Annotated in this window: 14 protein-coding genes; 5 read left to right on the top strand and 9 right to left on the bottom strand. The window is 68.7% G+C overall.

Annotated features, from left to right (window positions below):
• Positions 1-4: 4 nt before the first annotated feature.
• The 8 genes from DPV74_RS21285 to DPV74_RS21250 form a co-directional block, all read right to left on the bottom strand.
• Positions 5-367, bottom strand: coding sequence for a DUF3022 domain-containing protein (locus tag DPV74_RS21285; protein WP_050015466.1), 363 nt, complete (start codon positions 365-367; stop codon positions 5-7).
• 13 nt (positions 368-380) lie between these two features.
• Entirely contained in the window at positions 381-1169 is a 789-nt protein-coding gene (locus DPV74_RS21280; protein WP_060196308.1) for a YhfC family intramembrane metalloprotease, read from the bottom strand.
• A gap of 54 nt (positions 1170-1223) precedes the next feature.
• Positions 1224-2267: a LacI family DNA-binding transcriptional regulator gene (locus DPV74_RS21275; RefSeq protein ID WP_027787319.1), complete on the bottom strand. Its 1044-nt coding sequence runs from the start codon at positions 2265-2267 to the stop codon at positions 1224-1226.
• A gap of 376 nt (positions 2268-2643) precedes the next feature.
• Positions 2644-3609 (bottom strand): NAD(P)-dependent oxidoreductase, encoded by a 966-nt coding sequence (locus DPV74_RS21270; RefSeq protein WP_119337916.1) that lies wholly within the window; start codon positions 3607-3609, stop codon positions 2644-2646.
• Positions 3610-3614: 5 nt separating this feature from the next.
• A complete protein-coding gene (locus tag DPV74_RS21265) occupies positions 3615-4895 on the bottom strand; it encodes an MFS transporter (RefSeq protein ID WP_021160915.1) in 1281 nt (426 codons plus the stop codon).
• Between the two features lie 298 nt (positions 4896-5193).
• On the bottom strand, positions 5194-6186 hold the full coding sequence (locus DPV74_RS21260) for a sugar kinase (RefSeq protein ID WP_060068441.1): 993 nt from the start codon (positions 6184-6186) through the stop codon (positions 5194-5196).
• A gap of 28 nt (positions 6187-6214) precedes the next feature.
• On the bottom strand, positions 6215-6979 hold the full coding sequence (locus DPV74_RS21255) for a xylose isomerase (protein WP_027787317.1): 765 nt from the start codon (positions 6977-6979) through the stop codon (positions 6215-6217).
• Positions 6980-7151: 172 nt separating this feature from the next.
• Positions 7152-8045: a LysR family transcriptional regulator gene (locus DPV74_RS21250; RefSeq protein ID WP_027787316.1), complete on the bottom strand. Its 894-nt coding sequence runs from the start codon at positions 8043-8045 to the stop codon at positions 7152-7154.
• Positions 8046-8157: 112 nt separating this feature from the next.
• On the opposite strand from DPV74_RS21250, the gene DPV74_RS21245 reads away from it, so the two are divergent.
• Both DPV74_RS21245 and DPV74_RS21240 read left to right on the top strand, forming a co-directional pair.
• Positions 8158-9225 carry a YeiH family protein gene (locus tag DPV74_RS21245; protein WP_060314074.1) on the top strand — a complete coding sequence of 356 codons (1068 nt, stop codon included), beginning with the start codon at positions 8158-8160 and terminating at the stop codon, positions 9223-9225.
• A gap of 103 nt (positions 9226-9328) precedes the next feature.
• Positions 9329-11062 carry a ClcB-like voltage-gated chloride channel protein gene (locus tag DPV74_RS21240; RefSeq protein ID WP_196486452.1) on the top strand — a complete coding sequence of 578 codons (1734 nt, stop codon included), beginning with the start codon at positions 9329-9331 and terminating at the stop codon, positions 11060-11062.
• Positions 11063-11158: 96 nt separating this feature from the next.
• Here DPV74_RS21240 and DPV74_RS21235 read toward each other — a convergent pair whose 3' ends face one another.
• Positions 11159-11779: a TetR/AcrR family transcriptional regulator gene (locus DPV74_RS21235; protein ID WP_027787313.1), complete on the bottom strand. Its 621-nt coding sequence runs from the start codon at positions 11777-11779 to the stop codon at positions 11159-11161.
• Positions 11780-11964: 185 nt separating this feature from the next.
• Between DPV74_RS21235 and DPV74_RS21230 the strand changes: the two genes are divergently transcribed.
• From DPV74_RS21230 to DPV74_RS21220, 3 genes are all read left to right on the top strand, one after another.
• Complete coding sequence (locus DPV74_RS21230) at positions 11965-13074, top strand: efflux RND transporter periplasmic adaptor subunit (protein ID WP_119337914.1); 1110 nt, start codon at positions 11965-11967, stop codon at positions 13072-13074.
• Positions 13071-16250 (top strand): efflux RND transporter permease subunit, encoded by a 3180-nt coding sequence (locus tag DPV74_RS21225; RefSeq protein WP_119337913.1) that lies wholly within the window; start codon positions 13071-13073, stop codon positions 16248-16250. The genes DPV74_RS21230 and DPV74_RS21225 overlap by 4 nt, the downstream gene beginning before the upstream one ends.
• Before the next feature lie 2 nt (positions 16251-16252).
• On the top strand, positions 16253-17579 hold a 1327-nt coding region (locus tag DPV74_RS21220), incomplete at its 3' end, for an efflux transporter outer membrane subunit (RefSeq protein ID WP_060078863.1).

The raw sequence follows: 17579 nt of genomic DNA, 5'->3' as shown, positions 1-17579 counted from the left end.
ACGATCACGCAAAGTCTTCGTCGAGTTCGAGTTCGGCGTCGCGCTCGACGGCCTCGCCGGCCGCGTGGCGCTCCTCGAGCGACCCGAGCATCGCTTCCGTATACGCATGCAGCACCGCATGGCTGCGCGCGCGCTGCATCGGCTTGAGCGCCAGATAGCGCGCGAGTGCCGCCGGCACGATGCGGATATCGAGCGTCATCCGCTTCGGCGTCGCGCCGAAACGCATCGCGAGCCAGTGCACGGACAGGAACCGCCCGCGCGCGTCGCTGCTTTCGGCGAACCGCGTCTGCTCCGGAAAGAGATCGCAGATCACGCGTGCGAGCGCGTCGAATTCCGCGCTCTGGCATTCGATCAGATAGTCGTCCATCCCGTCTCTCCCGTCAGGCTGCCGATTGCGGCGGCCGGCACGCCTTCACCAGCACGACGACCAGAAGCGCGGCCAGCACGAAATACGCGGCCTCGACCCAGCCGGCCGGCAGCACGCGCACCTGGTACAGCAGCGCCGGCGCGGCTGCCAGCGCATGCAGCACGATCGCGAGCGGCAACACGCCCGCGCGGCCGGCGCGCACGCCGCGCCAGACCAGCACCGACAGCGCAAGCTGCAGCACGAACGCCGCGCAGCGTTCGAGCAGCAACAGCAGGATCGACTGTGCCGACAGCGTCGCGAGCATCACGTGCAGCCGCACGACGGTATCGCCCGGCAGGTCGGCGAGCTGGGTCTCGAGCTGGCCGCGGCTCGCGAGCCACGCGAGATACGACCACTGGCCCCACACGAGTACGCCGACGAACCACGCTTCGGCGCCGCCGTGGCCGATCCCGTAGCCGATTCCGCGGCTGTCGCCGGCCGACGCGCCGTAGCGGCGGTTCAGGAAACGCATCCCCAGATAGCGGCCGACTTCCTCGAACACGGCGGTCGCAAGCGCGCTGTACGCGACGAACGCGAGCGGCTGCGTGAGCCAGCCGTCGGGCGGCGTCTGGCTCAGCACGAGCCCGTGGAATGCGCGTTCGAGGATCATCGCGAACAGCGTGAAGACGGCCACGCCGACGATCGTGTCGCGGCGGTTCAGCGCAAGCGGCTTGCGCAGGATACGGAAGAGGACGAGCGGCAGGAGCGCGATGATCAGCGTGGCGGCGATCAGCACCGCCAGCGTGACGGGGGCGACAGTCATGTATTTCCTTGTTCGGGGCAGCGCACCTGACGCGCTGCGTGCCCCGAATGATACTCAGCTTGCGGTCGACGCGCGCACAACCAGCTCGCCGGGCAACAGCGAGACGCGTACGTCGCCCGCTGCGCCGTCGATCCGCTCGTGCACGAATTCGACGGCCTTGTAGCCGATTTCGTAGGTCGGCTGCCGGATCGTCGTGATACCGATCAACTCGGCCCATTCCGGATCGTCGATCGACAGCAGCGCCGCCTTCTGCTGCCATGCGGCGCCGAAGCGCGCGCGCAGGTGGCGCGCGATCGCGAGCGCGACCGGCGCGTTCGCGGCGAACAGCGCCGCGCGCACGCCGCGCCGTGCCGCGTCGTCGATGCGGGCATCGATGTCGGCGAACGCCGCCGCGGTCGCATCGGGCTCGTTCAGGTCGAGCACGACCGTCGACGGCACCGTCAGCCCGCGCGCGCCGAGTGCCGCGCGGAATGCGGCCTCGCGCAGGCGCCGCGAGCTGACGCGCTCGAACGGCTGCACGACGAAATGGATTGCGTCGAAACCGTGTTCGATCAGGTGCGCGAGTGCCGTCTCGATCGCGTCGGCGTTGTCGAGGCCGATCAGGTCGGCCTCGAAGCCCTCGACGGTCCGGTCGACGAGCACGGCCGGGATGCCGGCCCCGCGCAGCGGGCGCAGCACGTCCTCATCGGCGCCGAGCGCGTTGACGATCAGCCCTTCAACGCGGTAGGTCGTGAGCAGCTGCAGGAAGCGGCGCTCCATCTCGACTTCGTTCGCCGCGTGACAGATCAGCGGCATGTAGCCGAGCGCCTGACAGGCAGCCTCGACGCCTTGCAGCACTTCGACGGTATAGGGATTGGTCAGGTCGGCAGCGAGCATGCCGAGCAGCCGGTTGCGGCCGCGCTTGAGCCCGCGCGCCATCTGGTTGGGCCGGTAGTTGAGCCGCGCGATTGCCGCTTCGATCCGCTGGCGCAGATCGGTGGACAGCACGTGCGTCTCGCCGTTCAGGTAGCGCGACACGCTGGTTTTGCCGGTGCCGGCTTCGCGCGCGACGTCGCTGATCGTCGCCGGACGCGTTGTGGTTGGTTGCGAATCGGTCACTGTCGTGCCTCGCGACGTTCGATCCGCGCCGCTTCGTGAGCAGACGGATCTTTGTTGTTGGAAACGTAAGCCACCCGGTGGAATCTCCTGTCGATCAGCGTTAGCGCTTCAGCGCCTACGCTGATCCCATGCTTCGCGGTCGATCGGCGCCGGCGCGTCGGCACCCGCCCCGGTCACGTGCACAAGCAGTCGGCCGCACCGGACCTGGCGCGGATACCCGTCGCGAGACGCCGCCGGCAGCGCTGCCGTGCCGTCGATACGACGCGCGGGGATCATAACGCAGCCAGCCCTCCGGCACCAAGACCATCGACTCTAACGAAGCCGCCCGTCCGCCGGGCGGGCACCTGCTCGCGGTCGGCCCGTTACCCGCCGCGGTTCAGGCGCGCGCGAGCGCATCCGGATTGACGAGATTCGTGCGCAGCGTGCCGGCCAGCGCGCCGACCAGGTTTTCCGCGGCGCAGCGCGCCATCGCGTGGCGCGTCTCGTGCGTCGCCGAGCCGATATGCGGCAGCGCGACGACATTCTTCATCTGCAGCAGCGGCGAATCCGCGGCCAGCGGTTCCTTCTCGAACACGTCGAGCCCCGCGCCGCGGATCGTACCCGCACGCAGCGCATCGATCAGCGCGGCTTCGTCGACCACCGGCCCGCGCGATGCGTTGATCAGGATCGCGCCGCGTTTCATCTTCGCGAATTCGTCCGCGCCGATCAGGTGGTGCGTTTCGGGCGACAGCGGCACTTGCAGGCACACGAAATCCGCTTGCGCGAGCAGTTCGTCGAGCGTCACGCGCCGTGCGCCGTACTGCGTTTCGGCTTCCGCATGCGCGGACCGGTTCGCGTACAGCACCTGCATCCGGAAGCCGAGCGCCGCGCGGCGCGCGACCGCGCCGCCGATCCGCCCGAGCCCGACGATGCCGAGCGTCTTGCCCTGCACGTCGGTGCCGTACAGGTCGGGGCCGATGCTGCGATGCCAGTGGCCTGCCTTCACCCACTCGGCCAGCTCGACCACGCGTCGCGCGGACGCGAGGATCAGCGAGAACACCGTATCGGCGGTCGATTCGGTCAGCACGTCCGGCGTATGCGCGAGCACGATCCCGCGCCGCGTGAGATCCGCGACGTCGAAGTTGTCGTAGCCGACCGAAATCGTCGACCACGCCTTCAGCCGCGGTGCGCGGTCGAGCATGTCCGGCGTGACCTTCAGGCTCGCGCCGATCGCGCCGTCCGCGTCGCCGAGCGCATCGGCGAGGGCTGCGGCGCCGTCGGCCTGCACGACGTCCGCATGCTCGCGCAGGTACGCGAGGACGTCATCGGGCAGCGGCTTGTACGCGACGATACGGGGCTTCATCTGATTCATTTTCCTTGCAGCGGCGCCGCGAGCGGATGCGTATCGGGCGCCTGGGGTTTGACGGACAGCGTGAGGATCACCGCGGCGACGAGCGCGGCGCTCATGAACGCGTACGACGCGACGGGCGAGCCGGTCGCACCGTTCAGGTAGCCGACGAAGTACGAGCCGACGAACGAGCCGAGCGCGCCCATGCTGTTGATCAGCGCCATCGCGCCGCCGGCGACGTTCTTCGGCAGCAGTTCCGGCACGATCGCGAAGAACGGGCCGTACGGCGCGTACATGGCGGCACCGGCCACGACCAGCAGCGCATACGAGATCCAGAAATGCGACGAGCCGAGGGCGTACGATGCGGCGAACGCGGCCGCGCCGATCAGCAGGAACGGCCACACGAAGCCACGGCGCGAACCGACCTTGTCGGACGCCCACGACGCGGCGAGCATCGCGATCGTCGCGGCGAGATACGGCAGCGCGGACAGCCAGCCGGTCGCGACCATCCCGAGGTCGGAGCCGTTCTTGACGATCGACGGCAGCCACAGCACGAAGCCGTACACGCCGATGCTCCAGCAGAAATACTGTGCGCACAGCTTGATCACGGCCGGCGAGCGGAATGCCTCGCCATAGTTGCGCACGGGCTTGATCGCCGCCTGCTCGGCCGCGAGCGCGGCGTCGAGGTCGCGTTTTTCCTGCGCGTTGAGCCACGGCGAATCGGCCGGCTTGTCCTGCACGAGGAACCACCAGCACACGGCCCAGAGGACGGCCGGCACGCCTTCGGCGATGAACATGTGGCGCCAGCCGAATTCGTGCACGAGATAGCCCGAGACGATCGACATCCACAGCACGGTGACCGGGTTGCCAAGGATCAGGAACGTGTTCGCGCGCGAGCGTTCGTTCTTCGTGAACCAGTTGCTGATGTAGATCAGCATCGCCGGCATCACGGCCGCCTCGACGACGCCGAGTACGAAGCGGATCGCCATCAGCGACGGGATGTTGCTGACCACGCCCGTGAGTGCCGCGCAGGCGCCCCACAGGATGAGGCTGACGAACACGAGCTTCTTCACGCTGCGGCGTTCCGCATAGATTGCGCCGGGGATCTGGAAGAAGAAGTAGCCGAGGAAGAACAGCGCGCCGATCAGCGACGACAGGCCCTTGCTGATCCCGAGGTCCTGGTTGATGCCGGCTGCGGCGGCGAACCCGTAGTTCGCGCGGTCGAGGTAGGCGAGGCTGTAGGTGATGAAGACGATCGGCATGATCGTCCACCAGCGGCGGGCAGCGAGTGTATTGGCCATCAGAATGTCTCCTGTGTCGACCAGAGTTAGTGCTTTAGCACTTACTCTGGTCCCATGCTTCGCGGTCGATCAGAGTTAGTGCTTTAGCGCTTACTCTGGTCCCATGCTTCGCGGTCGATCGGAGTTAGCGCTTCAGCGCTTACTCCGATCCCATGCTTCGCGGTCGACCGGAGTTCGCGCTTTAGCCCTTACTCCGATCCCATGCTTCGCGGTCGATCAGAGTTCGCGCTTCAGCACCTACTCCGATCCCATACATGCACGACGAAATGAGTCCGCGGATTGTGCCGTGTCCGGCCTCTCATTGCGCGGTGAAGGTTTCCTCTAAGCGATCGGCGTGATTGGTGACGTTTTCGAATCGATCGAGCGCGGCACGAGTCGGCAGCCCTTCCGAGTCGCCGATCACCTGGATCGCGAGCGCGCCGATGCGGTTGCCGCGCGCCACGGCCTGCTCGATCGTCTTCCCTTCCAGCAGCGCGCTGACCACGCCGACCGCGAAGCCGTCACCGGCGCCGACCGTGTCGACGACGTTCCGCACACGTTCGCCCGCCACCGTTCCGTCACGGCCGTCAGCCGTCCGGTAATACGCCCCTTCGGCACCGAGCTTGATCACCACACCGCGCGCGCCTTGCGCGAGATAGAAGCCCGCGATATCGGCCGGCGTGTCGTGCCCGGTCAGTTGCCGCCCTTCGGCGATGCCCGGCAGCACCCAGTCGGCGAGCGACGCGAGCGCGTTCAGCGTCTTCGCCATCACGTCGGCGGACGGCCACAGCGTCGGGCGCAGGTTCGGGTCGAACGAGATCGTCTTGCCGGCCGCGCGCATTTCGCGCGCCAGCTTGAACGCGAGCTCGCACGACGTCGCGGAGATCGCCGGCGCGACGCCCGTCAGGTGCAGGTGGCGCGCGCCGAGCACGTAGTCGGACACGTAGTCGTCGCACGACAGGTGGCTCGCGGCCGAGCCCTTGCGGAAATACTCGACGGTCGGGTCGCTGCCGTCGTCGTTGCGCGACTTGAGCTGAAAGCCGGTCGGGTAACGCGGATCGACGGTCACGCACGATGCGTCGATGCCCTCGCGCGCCAGCGTGTCGAGCACGTAGCCGCCGAACGAATCGCGGCCGACGCGGCTCATCCAGCCGACCCGGAAGCCGAGCCGCGACAGGCCGATCGCGACGTTCAGGTCGGCGCCCGCGATCCGTTTCGCGAATTGCGTCGCATGCGCGAGATGACCGGGCTCGGTCGCGACGAACATCGCCATCGCTTCGCCGTAGGTCACGACATCGAGTGCTGCTTTCATGAATGAACTCTCCAGGATCCTTCCGCCGTCACGCGGTTGCGAGCCACGCGACTCGCCGGCATGCATCGCCCGCCAGGTCGGCCGCGTCGAACGGAAACTCGATGCCGCGCGGCGCCTGCTGCGGCAGCGCCGCGAGCACGCCGGTCACGAGCGGGTCGTTCGGCGCCGGCGCGGCGGCGAAACGGCGCGCGCCCTCGCCCTCGACGGCCTTGCAGTGAATGTATTCCACATGGGACGCGAGCACTTGTGCGCAATCAAGCGGCGCTTCGCCCGGCCACTGCCAGTTGCCGATGTCGAACGTCATCCCGAGCGCATCGGGCATGCCCGCGGCGGCCAATGCATCGAACAGCCCGCGGAACTGCGCGAGCGCGCCGCCGACCGGAAGCTGGCCGTTCTCGACCACCACGCGGGCCTTCGCGCCGCGTGACAGCGCGACGATGTCGGCCGCGTGCGCGTCGCCGGCGAAGCCGCCGAGCTGGAATTTCACGAAGCGCGCGCCGAGCGCGTCGGCTTCCGCAAGCGCGCCGCGCAATGCGTCCGCATCGAGCGCGCCCGTTTCCGTGTACAGGTTGGCTGGCGTCGAATAGACCGACCACAGCCCGTGGCCGGCCAGTAGCGCACCCAGCGCGGCGAGCGCGCCGGGCGCAGCGTCCGCTTCCGACGCGAACAGTTCGCGCCGCACCTCGAAACCCGTCGCACCCGATGCCGCCGCGGTCGCGACGAATGCGCTGTGGCCCTCCTGACGCACGCGGTCCATCCCGAATGCGCTCGCCACGATCACGATGTCTGTCATTCTGCCCTCTTTTCCCCGGAATGGAACCGGTTCCATTTGCTTGAGACGGATGGTGCGCTTCGCCTCGAACCCACGCCATAGAGGAAATCCCTAAGTTGGGGCATGGCGCGAACGCGCGCCCGACGGTACGCATCACGCATGCCCGGGCCGGCTTCGGCCGTTCCGGCGAGGTTCAGGCGATATCGTGCGCGAGGCTCATTTCGAGGAATTGTGCGGCGACCCGCGACGGCGCGCCGCCGTGCGGCACGAGGATGGAGAAGTGACGCGTGAGCGGCGCGGGCGCGAGCGAGCGCAGGACGAGCGCGGCATCGTCGTGACGCAGCGACATCGCGGACACGAACCCGACGCCCATCCCGGCACGCACGGCTTCCTTCACGGCCTCGACACCCGCGATCTCGAATGCGACACGCATCGGCGCCGCGCCTTGCGCGAACGCGCGCTCGACGAGTTGCCGCACGGCGGAGCCCGCCTCGCGCAGGACGAGCGGATGGGCCGCCAGCGCGTCGAGCGTGACGCCCGGCGCGTATTCGGGCGCGGCCAGCGGATGCCCGGTCGGCACGATCGCCACGATCTCGTCCTCGCGCCACGCGTGCACCGCGGTGCCCGGCGGCAGCGCCTCGCCGGGCGGCCCTTCGATCATCGCGATGTCGAGCGACGGCAGCGCCGCGACCACGTCGGCCGTGTTGCCGCTCATCGTGTGGATCGCCACGCGCGGAGCGCGCGGCTGGAACGCCGCGATCAGGTAAGGCAACAGGTAGCTCGCGGGTGTCGTGCTCGCGCCGATGCGCAGCGTGCCGGCTTCCAGGCCGCGCACCGCGTCGCGAAACGCGCGCGCCTGCGCGAACGTGTCGCGCTGCGCTTTCGCGTACTGCGCGAGCTGTTCGCCGATCGGGGTCAGGCGGATGCCGCGGCCTTCGCGCTGGTACAGCGGCTCGCCGAATTCGTCCTGCAGCAGCCGCAACTGGCCCGACACGGCCGGCTGCGACAGATGCAGCGCCACGGCGGCGTGGCTGATGTTCAGGTGTTCGGCGACGGCGGCGAACGTTATCAGTTGATCCGGGGTCATGGGGATAAATTATCGGCTTTCCGGATAGTTTACGTCACAAATCACAATTTTTCATATCGATATAACAAAATTAGGATTACAGCATCGCAACACGCTCCATCACGGTGCTTCCATGTCCACTGCCCCGACTCCCCATCTCAGCCCCGCCGCGCCGTCGATGCGCGGCCAGTTGAACGGCGTGCTGTTCGTCGCGCTGTTCGCCGCCGCCGTCACGAGCCTGTCCCAGCTTCCCGCGATCGCGGGGCTCGGCCTGTCGCCGCTGATCGTCGGCATCGTCGCCGGTGCGCTGTACGGCAACGCGCTGCGCGACGGCATGCCGGCGAGCTGGGCGGCCGGCGTCAACTTCTCCGCGCGCAAGCTGCTGCGCATCGCGGTCGCGTTCTTCGGGTTGCGGGTGAGCCTGCAGGAAATCGCGCAGGTCGGGCTGCCGGGCCTGACGGTGTCGGTCCTCGTCGTCGTCAGCACGCTCGCGATCGGCACCTGGGCCGGCATGAAGCTGATGAAGCTCGACCGCGATTCCGCGCTGCTGACCGCCGCCGGCAGCGCGATCTGCGGCGCGGCCGCCGTGCTCGCGTTCGAGTCGACGCTGCAGTCGAAGCCGCACCAGAGCGCGATGGCCGTGGGCAGCGTCGTGCTGTTCGGCACGCTGTCGATGTTCCTGTACCCGATCGCCTATCACGCCGGTCTGCTGAATCTCGACCCGGCCGGCCTGGGCCTGTTCTTCGGCGGCACGATCCACGAGGTCGCGCAGGTGGTCGGCGCGGCAAGCGACATCAGCCCGCAGGTCGCGCACATCGCGACGATCGTCAAGATGACGCGCGTGATGCTGCTGGTGCCGGTGCTGCTGGTGCTCGGCTGGTGGCTCGCCCGCTCGGCCCGCGCCACCGCCGGCGGCGCGCAAGGCAAGCGCAAGGTGGCCGTGCCCTGGTTCGCGCTCGGGTTCCTCGGCTTCGTGATCGTCAACTCGCTGAACGTGTTGCCGACGGACGTCACGCACACGCTGAACGTGCTCGACACCTTCGCGCTGACGATGGCCATGACCGCGCTCGGCATCGAAACCCGCGTGGCGCAGATCCGCGCGGCCGGCCCGCGCGCGCTGATGACCGGCCTGATCCTGTACGTGTGGCTGATCGCCGGCGGCTACGGGATCACCTGGGCCGTGCAGCACTGGCTTGGCTGAGTTGCCCGCCCGTGACACGTCGCGCGCCGCGCCCGCCGGGAAGGTCCCGCGGGCGCGGCGCAGTGCTATGCTTCGCGTCGTTTTCCATCGCCCTCTTTCAGCCGTGCTCTCGTTCCTGCTGAAGCTGCGCACTCGCGCCCAAACGCTGTTCCGCCTGTCGGACGCCCATACGATGCTGATCTGGTCGGCCATCGTCGGCGTCGGCGGCGCCTTTGCGACGATGGCGTTCCGCGAAGGCATCGACCTGATGCAGCACCTGATCTCCGGACAAAGCGGCAGCTTCGTGCAGATGGCGAAGCGCCTGCCGTGGTACGTGCGGTTCTGGATGCCGGCCGCTGGCGGCTTCCTCGCCGGCTGCGTGCTGCTGCTCGCGACGCGCGGCGACAAGAAGGCGGGCAATACCGACTACATGGAATCGGTCGCGCTCGGCAACGGCGTCGTGCCGGTACGGCAGAGCCTGTGGCGCAGCGTGTCGTCGCTGCTGACGATCGGCAGCGGCGGCTCGATCGGCCGCGAAGGCCCGATGGTGCAGCTCGCGGCGCTCGCCGCGTCGCTCGTCGGCCGCTTCGTGCACTTCGACCCGCCGCGCCTGCGCCTGCTGGTCGCCTGCGGGGCGGCGGCCGGCATCACGTCCGCCTACAACGCGCCGATCGCCGGCGCATTCTTCGTGTCGGAAATCGTGCTCGGCACGATCGCGATGGAGAGCTTCGGCCCGATGGTGGTCGCGTCGGTCGTCGCGAACATCGTGATGCGCGAATTCGCCGGTTATCGGCCGCCGTACGAGATGCCGGTGTTTCCGGCCGTCACCGGCCCCGAGGTGCTGCTGTTCGTCGTGCTCGGCGCGCTGTGCGGCGTGCTCGCGCCGCAGTTCCTGCACCTGCTCGACGCGTCGAAGCACCATTTCAAGCGGCTGCCGGTGCCGCTGCCGGTGCGGCTCGCGCTCGGCGGCCTCGTCGTCGGCGTGATCTCGGTTTGGACGCCGGACGTATGGGGCAACGGCTATAGCGTCGTCAACCAGATCCTGCATTCGCCGTGGACCTGGCAGGCGCTGGTCGCGGTGCTCGTGTTCAAGGTCATCGCAACCTCGGCCACGGTCGGCTCGGGTGCGATCGGCGGCGTGTTCACGCCGACGCTGTTCGTCGGCGCGGTGTTCGGTTCGCTGTTCGGGCTCGCGATGGAAGCGCTGTGGCCCGGCCATACGTCGGCTTACTTCGCGTACGCGATCGTCGGGATGGGCGCGTTCATGGCGGGCGCCACGCAGGCGCCGCTGATGGCGATCCTGATGATCTTCGAGATGACGCTGAGCTATCAGGTCGTGTTGCCGCTGCTGGTGTCGTGCGTATTCGCGTATTTCGTCGCGCGCGCGACCGGCACGACGTCGATGTACGAAATCACGCAGCACCATTACCAGGACGCGCAGGAGAAGCTGCGGCTGCGCACCACGCAGATGCGCGAGCTGATCCAGCCCGCGCAGACGGTCGTGCCGCTCACGGCGAGCGTCGCCGACATGACGCGCGTGTTTCTCGAATATCCGGTGAAGTACCTGTACGTCACCGATGATGCCGGGCGCTTTCGCGGCGCGGTCGCGCTGAAGGACATCACGTCGGACCTGCTCGACAAGCGCGACACGACCGACAAGACGGCCGCGCATTACGCGCACACGCCGTTTCCGCTCCTGACGCCCGACATGCCGCTCGCCACCGCGCTCGAACGCTTCATGGCGTTCCAGGGCGAACGCCTGCCGGTGATCGAAAGCGAAGCCGAGCCGACGCTCGCGGGCGTCGTCTACAAGACGTCCCTGCTCGACGCGTACCGGCGGATGACCGGCGAGCGCTGATTCGCACGACGCGATGAGGCGCGGCGCATGCCGCATGCTTCATCGCACCCCGCCTTTGCCGCGCATCGCACGCGGCACGACGAATCCGCTGCCGCGTCAGTCCGGCGCACGCCCGAGCACGACACGCGCGAAGAATCCCGCGAGCACCGACTCGGCCACCTCGGCCGGCACGTGCTGCGGATCGGCCGCGTAATACGACTGCACGCCGTCGCACAGGCACATCAGCCCGAACGCGAGCGTCTCCGCCGGCAACAGCAGCGGCGTGCCGGAGCGCTCGGAGAAGCGCCGGATGAATTCGGCCATCTGCACGCGCTTGGCGTGCAGGAACTGGTTGAAGCGCACGCGGAACTTCGCATCGCGCGCGGCCTGCAGCTTCGCCTCGCCCCACAGCAACGAGAATTCGTCGTCGGCGAACAGCGTGCGGTAATGCGCGAGCGTCATCGATTCCATCTGTTCGCGCGACCCGCCCTCGTCGAAGATCGCCTGGAAATCGGCCTGCACCTGCGCATGGTTGCGCTCCAGCAACTCCAGCAGGAGTTCCGACTTGCTGCGGAAATTCGAGTAGAACGCGCCGCGCGTATAGCCGGCCGCGGCCGCGATGTCCTCGACGCTCGCGGCCACAAAACCTTTCTTCAGAAAAATGCGATGTGCGGCATTCAGCAGACGTTCGCGCGTCTGATCCCTGCTCTGCTCGCGGGTTAAGCGCTGTGGTTTCATGGCGCGCAGTCTAGCATCGATTCCCTTTCAAATTCATCTTTGCACTCAGATACAGGTGTGTATTAGAATTCGCCACAGTTTCTGAAAATGCTGTCCGCGCGCCCCTGTCGGCGCCGCTCGGGGCAAGCGCGCGCCGCGCTTGCCGGCTTCGTTCCGCTCTCGCTCTCACCTCACTTGGGGGTTTCGTGAATCGCTCCGGTTCCCGCGCCGTGCTGCTGATCGGCACCGCGCTCGTCCTCGCCGCCTGTCATCCCAAAGAATCCGCGCCGCCCGCCCCGCGCCCCGTCGTCGCACTGCCCGCCCATGCCGACGACGCCGCGGTCGCCCGCACGCTCCCCGGCGAGATCCAGCCGCGTTATGCCACCCCTCTGTCGTTCCGCATCGCCGGCAAGATCATCGAGCGCAAGGTGCGCCTCGGCGATACGGTCAAGGTCGGCCAGGTCGTCGCGCTGCTCGATCCGTCCGACGTCGAGAAGAACGCCGCGAGCGCACAGGCGCAACTCGACGCCGCGACGCACAGCCTCGCGTTCGCGAAGCAGCAGCTCGACCGCGACCGCGCACAGGCGCGCGAAAACCTGATCGCGACCGCCCAGCTCGAACAGACCGAGAACAGCTACACGTCGGCGCTCGCGCAGCGCGACCAGGCGCAGCAGCAGCTCGCGCTCGCCCGGAACCAGCTTCGCTACGCGACGCTCGTCGCCGATCACGCGGGCTACATCACCGCCGAACAGGCCGACACCGGCCAGAACGTGTCGGCCGGCCAGCCCGTCTACCAGCTCGCGTGGTCCGGCGACGTCGACGTCGTCAGCGACGTGCCCGAAGCCGCGCTTGCATCGCTCACGCCCGGCCACGCGGCCAGCGTCACGCTGCCGTCGCTGCCCGGTCGCCAGTTCGCCGCGAAGGTGCGCGAAATCGCGCCGGCCGCCGATCCGCAAAGCCGCACGTATCGCGTGAAGCTCACGCTCGCCGCGCCCGATCCGGCGATCCGGCTCGGGATGACGGCCAGCGTCGCGTTCGACGGCGCATCGGCCGCCGGCGACGCGCCGTCGATCACGCTGCCCGCGACCGCGTTGTTCCACGACGGCGCACAGCCGGCCGTGTGGGTCGTGCGCACGAAGGACGACACGCTCGAGCTGCGCCGCGTCGACGTCGCGCGCTTCAACGAGCGCACGGTGACGGTGTCGCACGGGCTGCAGCCCGGCGAGCGCGTCGTGTTGCAGGGCGTGCACACGGTCAGCGCGGGCGAGAAGGTACGCGCGATCGCGCCGCTGCATCCGGAGGACTTCGCATCGTGAGCGTTTCGTACGAAGAAGGCCGCTTCAATCTCTCCGCGTGGGCGCTGCGCCACCAAGCGCTGGTCGTCTACCTGATCGCGCTCGCGACGCTCGCGGGCATCCTCGCGTACACGCGGCTCGCGCAGTCCGAAGACCCGCCGTTCACGTTCCGCGTGATGGTGATCCGCACGTTCTGGCCCGGCGCGACCGCGCGGCAGGTGCAGGAACAGGTGACCGACCGGATCGGCCGCAAGCTGCAGGAAACGCCGGCCATCGACTTCCTGCGCAGCTATTCGCGCCCCGGCGAATCGCTGATCTTCTTCACGATGAAGGATTCGGCGCCCGTGAAGGACGTGCCCGAGACCTGGTACCAGATCCGCAAGAAGGTCGGCGACATCGGATACACGCTGCCGCCCGGCGTGCAGGGCCCGTTCTTCAACGACGAATTCGGCGACGTCTACACCAACATCTGGACGCTCGAGGGCGACGGCTTCACGCCCGCGCAACTGCACGACTACGCCGATCAGTTGCGCACCGTGCTGCTGCGCGTGCCGGGCGTCGGCAAGGTCGACTATTTCGGCGACCCCGACCAGCGGATCTTCATCGAGGTGAACAACGCGCAGCTCACGCGCCTCGGCATCTCGCCGCAGCAGCTCGGCCAGGCAATCAACGCGCAGAACGACATCTCGTCGGCCGGCGTGCTGACGACCGCCGACGACCGCGTGTTCGTGCGCCCGAGCGGCCAGTTCGACAACGTCGATGCGATCGCCGATACGCTGATCCGTATCAACGGCCGCACGTTCCGGCTCGGTGATCTCGCGACCGTGAAGCGCGGCTACGACGACCCGGTCGTCACGCAGATGCGCGCGGCCGGCTCAGGCGCGGGCGGCTCAGGTGCGGCCGGCAAGGCCGTGCTCGGCATCGGCGTGACGATGCAGCCGGGCGGCGACGTGATCCGGCTCGGCAAGGCGCTCGACGCCGAATCGAAGGACCTGCAGGCGCAACTGCCGGCCGGCCTCAAGCTGGTCGAGGTGTCGAGCATGCCGCACGCGGTCGCGCATTCGGTCGACGATTTCCTCGAAGCCGTCGCCGAAGCGGTCGCGATCGTGCTGGTCGTGAGCCTCGTGTCGCTCGGCCTGCGCACCGGGATGGTGGTCGTGATCTCGATTCCGGTCGTGCTCGCGGTCACCGCCCTCTTCATGTACCTGTTCGACATCGGGCTGCACAAGGTGTCGCTCGGCACGCTCGTGCTCGCGCTCGGGCTGCTCGTCGACGACGCGATCATCGCGGTCGAGATGATGGCCGTGAAGCTCGAACAGGGCTACACCCGCGCACGCGCCGCCGCGTTCGCCTATACGAGCACCGCGTTCCCGATGCTGACCGGCACGCTCGTCACCGTGTCGGGCTTCCTGCCGATCGCGCTCGCGAAATCGAGCACCGGCGAATACACGCGCTCGATCTTCGAGGTGTCGGCCATCGCGCTGATCGCGTCGTGGTTCGCGGCCGTCGTGCTGATTCCGCTGCTCGGCTACCACATGCTGCCCGAGCGCAAGCGGCACGCGCACGAGGCGCACCTGCCCGACGATCACGAGCACGACATCTACGACACGCGCTTCTACCGCCGCCTGCGCGGCTGGATCGACTGGTGCATCGAGCGGCGCTTCGTCGTGCTGCTGATCACGGGCGCCCTGTTCGTCGTGGCAATGATGGGCTTTTCGCTCGTGCCGCAGCAGTTCTTCCCGAGTTCCGATCGCCCCGAGCTGCTCGTCGACCTGCGGCTGCCCGAAGGCGCGTCGTTCGCGGCGACGCTGCGCGAGACCGAGCGCCTCGAGAAAGTGATCGACAAGCGCCCCGAGATCGATCATTCGGTGAGCTTCGTCGGCAGCGGCGCGCCGCGCTTCTACCTGCCGCTCGACCAGCAGCTTCAGTTGCCGAACTTCGCGCAGTTCGTGATCACCGCGAAATCGGTGAAGGATCGCGAGAAGCTCGCGACCTGGCTCGAAACCACGCTGCGCGAGCAGTTCCCGGCCGTGCGCTGGCGGCTGTCGCGGCTCGAGAACGGCCCGCCGGTCGGCTACCCGGTGCAGTTCCGCGTGAGCGGCGACAGCATCGCGACGGTCCGCTCGATCGCCGAGAAGGTCGCGGCGACGATGCGCGGCGACGCGCGCACGGTCAACGTGCAGTTCGACTGGGACGAGCCGGCCGAGCGCTCGGTGCGCTTCGAGATCGACCAGAAGAAGGCGCGCGAACTGAACGTCACGTCGCAGGACGTCTCGAGCTTCCTCGCGATGACGCTGTCCGGCACGACCGTCACCCAGTACCGCGAACGCGACAAGCTGATCGCGGTCGACCTGCGCGCGCCGAAGGCCGATCGCGTCGACCCCGCGAAGCTCGCCGGCCTCGCGCTGCCGACCCCGAACGGCCCGGTGCCGCTCGGCTCGCTCGGCCGCTTCAAGCCGACGCTCGAATACGGCGTCGTGTGGGAGCGCGATCGCCAGCCGACCATCACCGTGCAGTCGGACGTACGCGCCGGCGCGCAGGGCATCGACGTCACGCATGCGGTCGACGCGAAGCTGAACGCATTGCGCGCGCAGTTGCCGGTCGGCTACCAGATCAACATCGGCGGGTCGGTCGAGGAAAGCGCGAAGGCGCAGAAATCGATCAATGCGCAGATGCCGCTGATGGCAATCGCCGTGTTCACGCTGCTGATGATCCAGCTGCAGAGCTTCTCGCGCGTGCTGATGGTCGTGCTGACCGCGCCGCTCGGGCTGATCGGCGTGGTCGCCACGCTGCTGATGTTCGGCCAGCCGTTCGGCTTCGTCGCGATGCTCGGCGTGATCGCGATGTTCGGGATCATCATGCGCAACTCGGTGATCCTCGTCGACCAGATCGAACAGGACATCGCCGCCGGCCACGGCCGCGTCGACGCGATCATCGGCGCGACCGTGCGGCGGTTCCGCCCGATCACGCTGACGGCCGCGGCCGCCGTGCTCGCGCTGATCCCGCTGTTGCGCTCGAACTTCTTCGGGCCGATGGCGACCGCGCTGATGGGCGGCATCACGAGCGCGACCGTGCTGACGCTGTTCTACCTGCCCGCGCTGTATGCGACGTGGTTCCGCGTGAAGCGCGACGAACGCGACCCGCAGAACGGCCCGCCGTCCGGCGGCACCGCGCCGGCCGCGCCGTCGGGAGCCTGACCATGGATCGATCGATGAACCTGAAAACGAAAGCCGTGCGGGCACTCGCCGTGGCGAGCCTCGCCGGCCCGCTCGCGGGCTGCGCCTGGTTCGCGCCGAGCGGCGAGCCGCCCGCGATGCCGTCGCCCGCGCACTACGGCACCACGCCGCAAGTGCAGCAGACCGTGTCCGCGCAAGGCGTCGCGCAGCAGTTCGAGGTCGGCGCGCAGCCGGTGCCCGACTGGTGGAAGCAGTACCGCTCCGATGCGCTGAACGCGCTCGTCGACGAAGGGCTGCGCAACAGCCCGACGCTCAGTGCGGCATCGCACTCGCTGGATGCCGCACGCGAACAGCTGCGCGGGCAGATCGGCAGCTCGATGCTGCCGTCGATCGACGCGAGCGGCCAGGCCGCGCGCCAGCGCGCGCTCGGCGTGCCGATTCCCGCGCTCGGCGCGCCGACGCTGCTGTACGACACGTTCGTCGGCCAGTTGCAGGCGAGCTACACGATCGACCTGTTCGGCGCGTCGCGTTTCGCGAACCGCGCGCTGGCGCGACGCGTCGACGTCAGCGCGTTCCAGCTCGAATCCGCGCGGCGCGCGCTGGCCGCGAACATCGTCACCGCGTCGATCACGGTGTCGGTGCTGAATGCGCAGATCGACACGACCGAGCGGCTCGTCGCCCTCGCCAACGACCAGGCGCACGATGCCGAACGCCGCTACGCACTCGGTTCCGCCTCGCGCAGCGACGCGCTGAACGCGCGGCAAAGCGCCGACACGTTCGCGGCGAGCCTGCCCGCGCTGCGCCAGCAGCGCGACTCGGCCCGCCATGCGCTCGCGGTGCTGGTCGGCCGCACGCCCGACCGGCCGCCGGCCGATCTCACGCTCGCCGATCTGCACCTGCCCGAACAGGTGCCCGTCGTCGTGCCGTCGGACCTGCTGCAAAGCCGCCCGGACATCCAGGCCGCCGACGCGGGGCTGAAGGCGGCCGCGGCCGAAGTCGGCCTCGCGACCGCGCAGATGTTCCCGCAGCTGTCGCTGTCGGCCGCGATGGGCAAAGGCGGCTTCAGCTGGCCGGCGATGCTGTCGGGCGCCGGCGCGATCTGGAACGTCGGCGCGTCGCTGAGCCAGCCGATCTTCCACGGCGGCGCGCTGCTCGCCCAGCGCCGCGCGGCGAAGGCGACTTACGAGGCCGCCGTCGACCAGTACAAGCAGGCCGTGCTCGGCGCGTTCCAGAACGTCGCCGATTCGCTCGCGGCGCTCGAGCACGATGCGGAAGCGCTCGACGCGTCGTCGCGCGCCGCGCTGTCCGCGCGGGGCGCGTACGACGACGCGGCGGCCCGCGTGCGGCTCG

The sequence above is a fragment of the Burkholderia sp. HAN2018 genome, assembly GCF_024704855.1.
GTDB lineage: Bacteria > Pseudomonadota > Gammaproteobacteria > Burkholderiales > Burkholderiaceae > Burkholderia > Burkholderia cepacia.
This window is presented reverse-complemented; position numbering and strand designations above follow the sequence as displayed.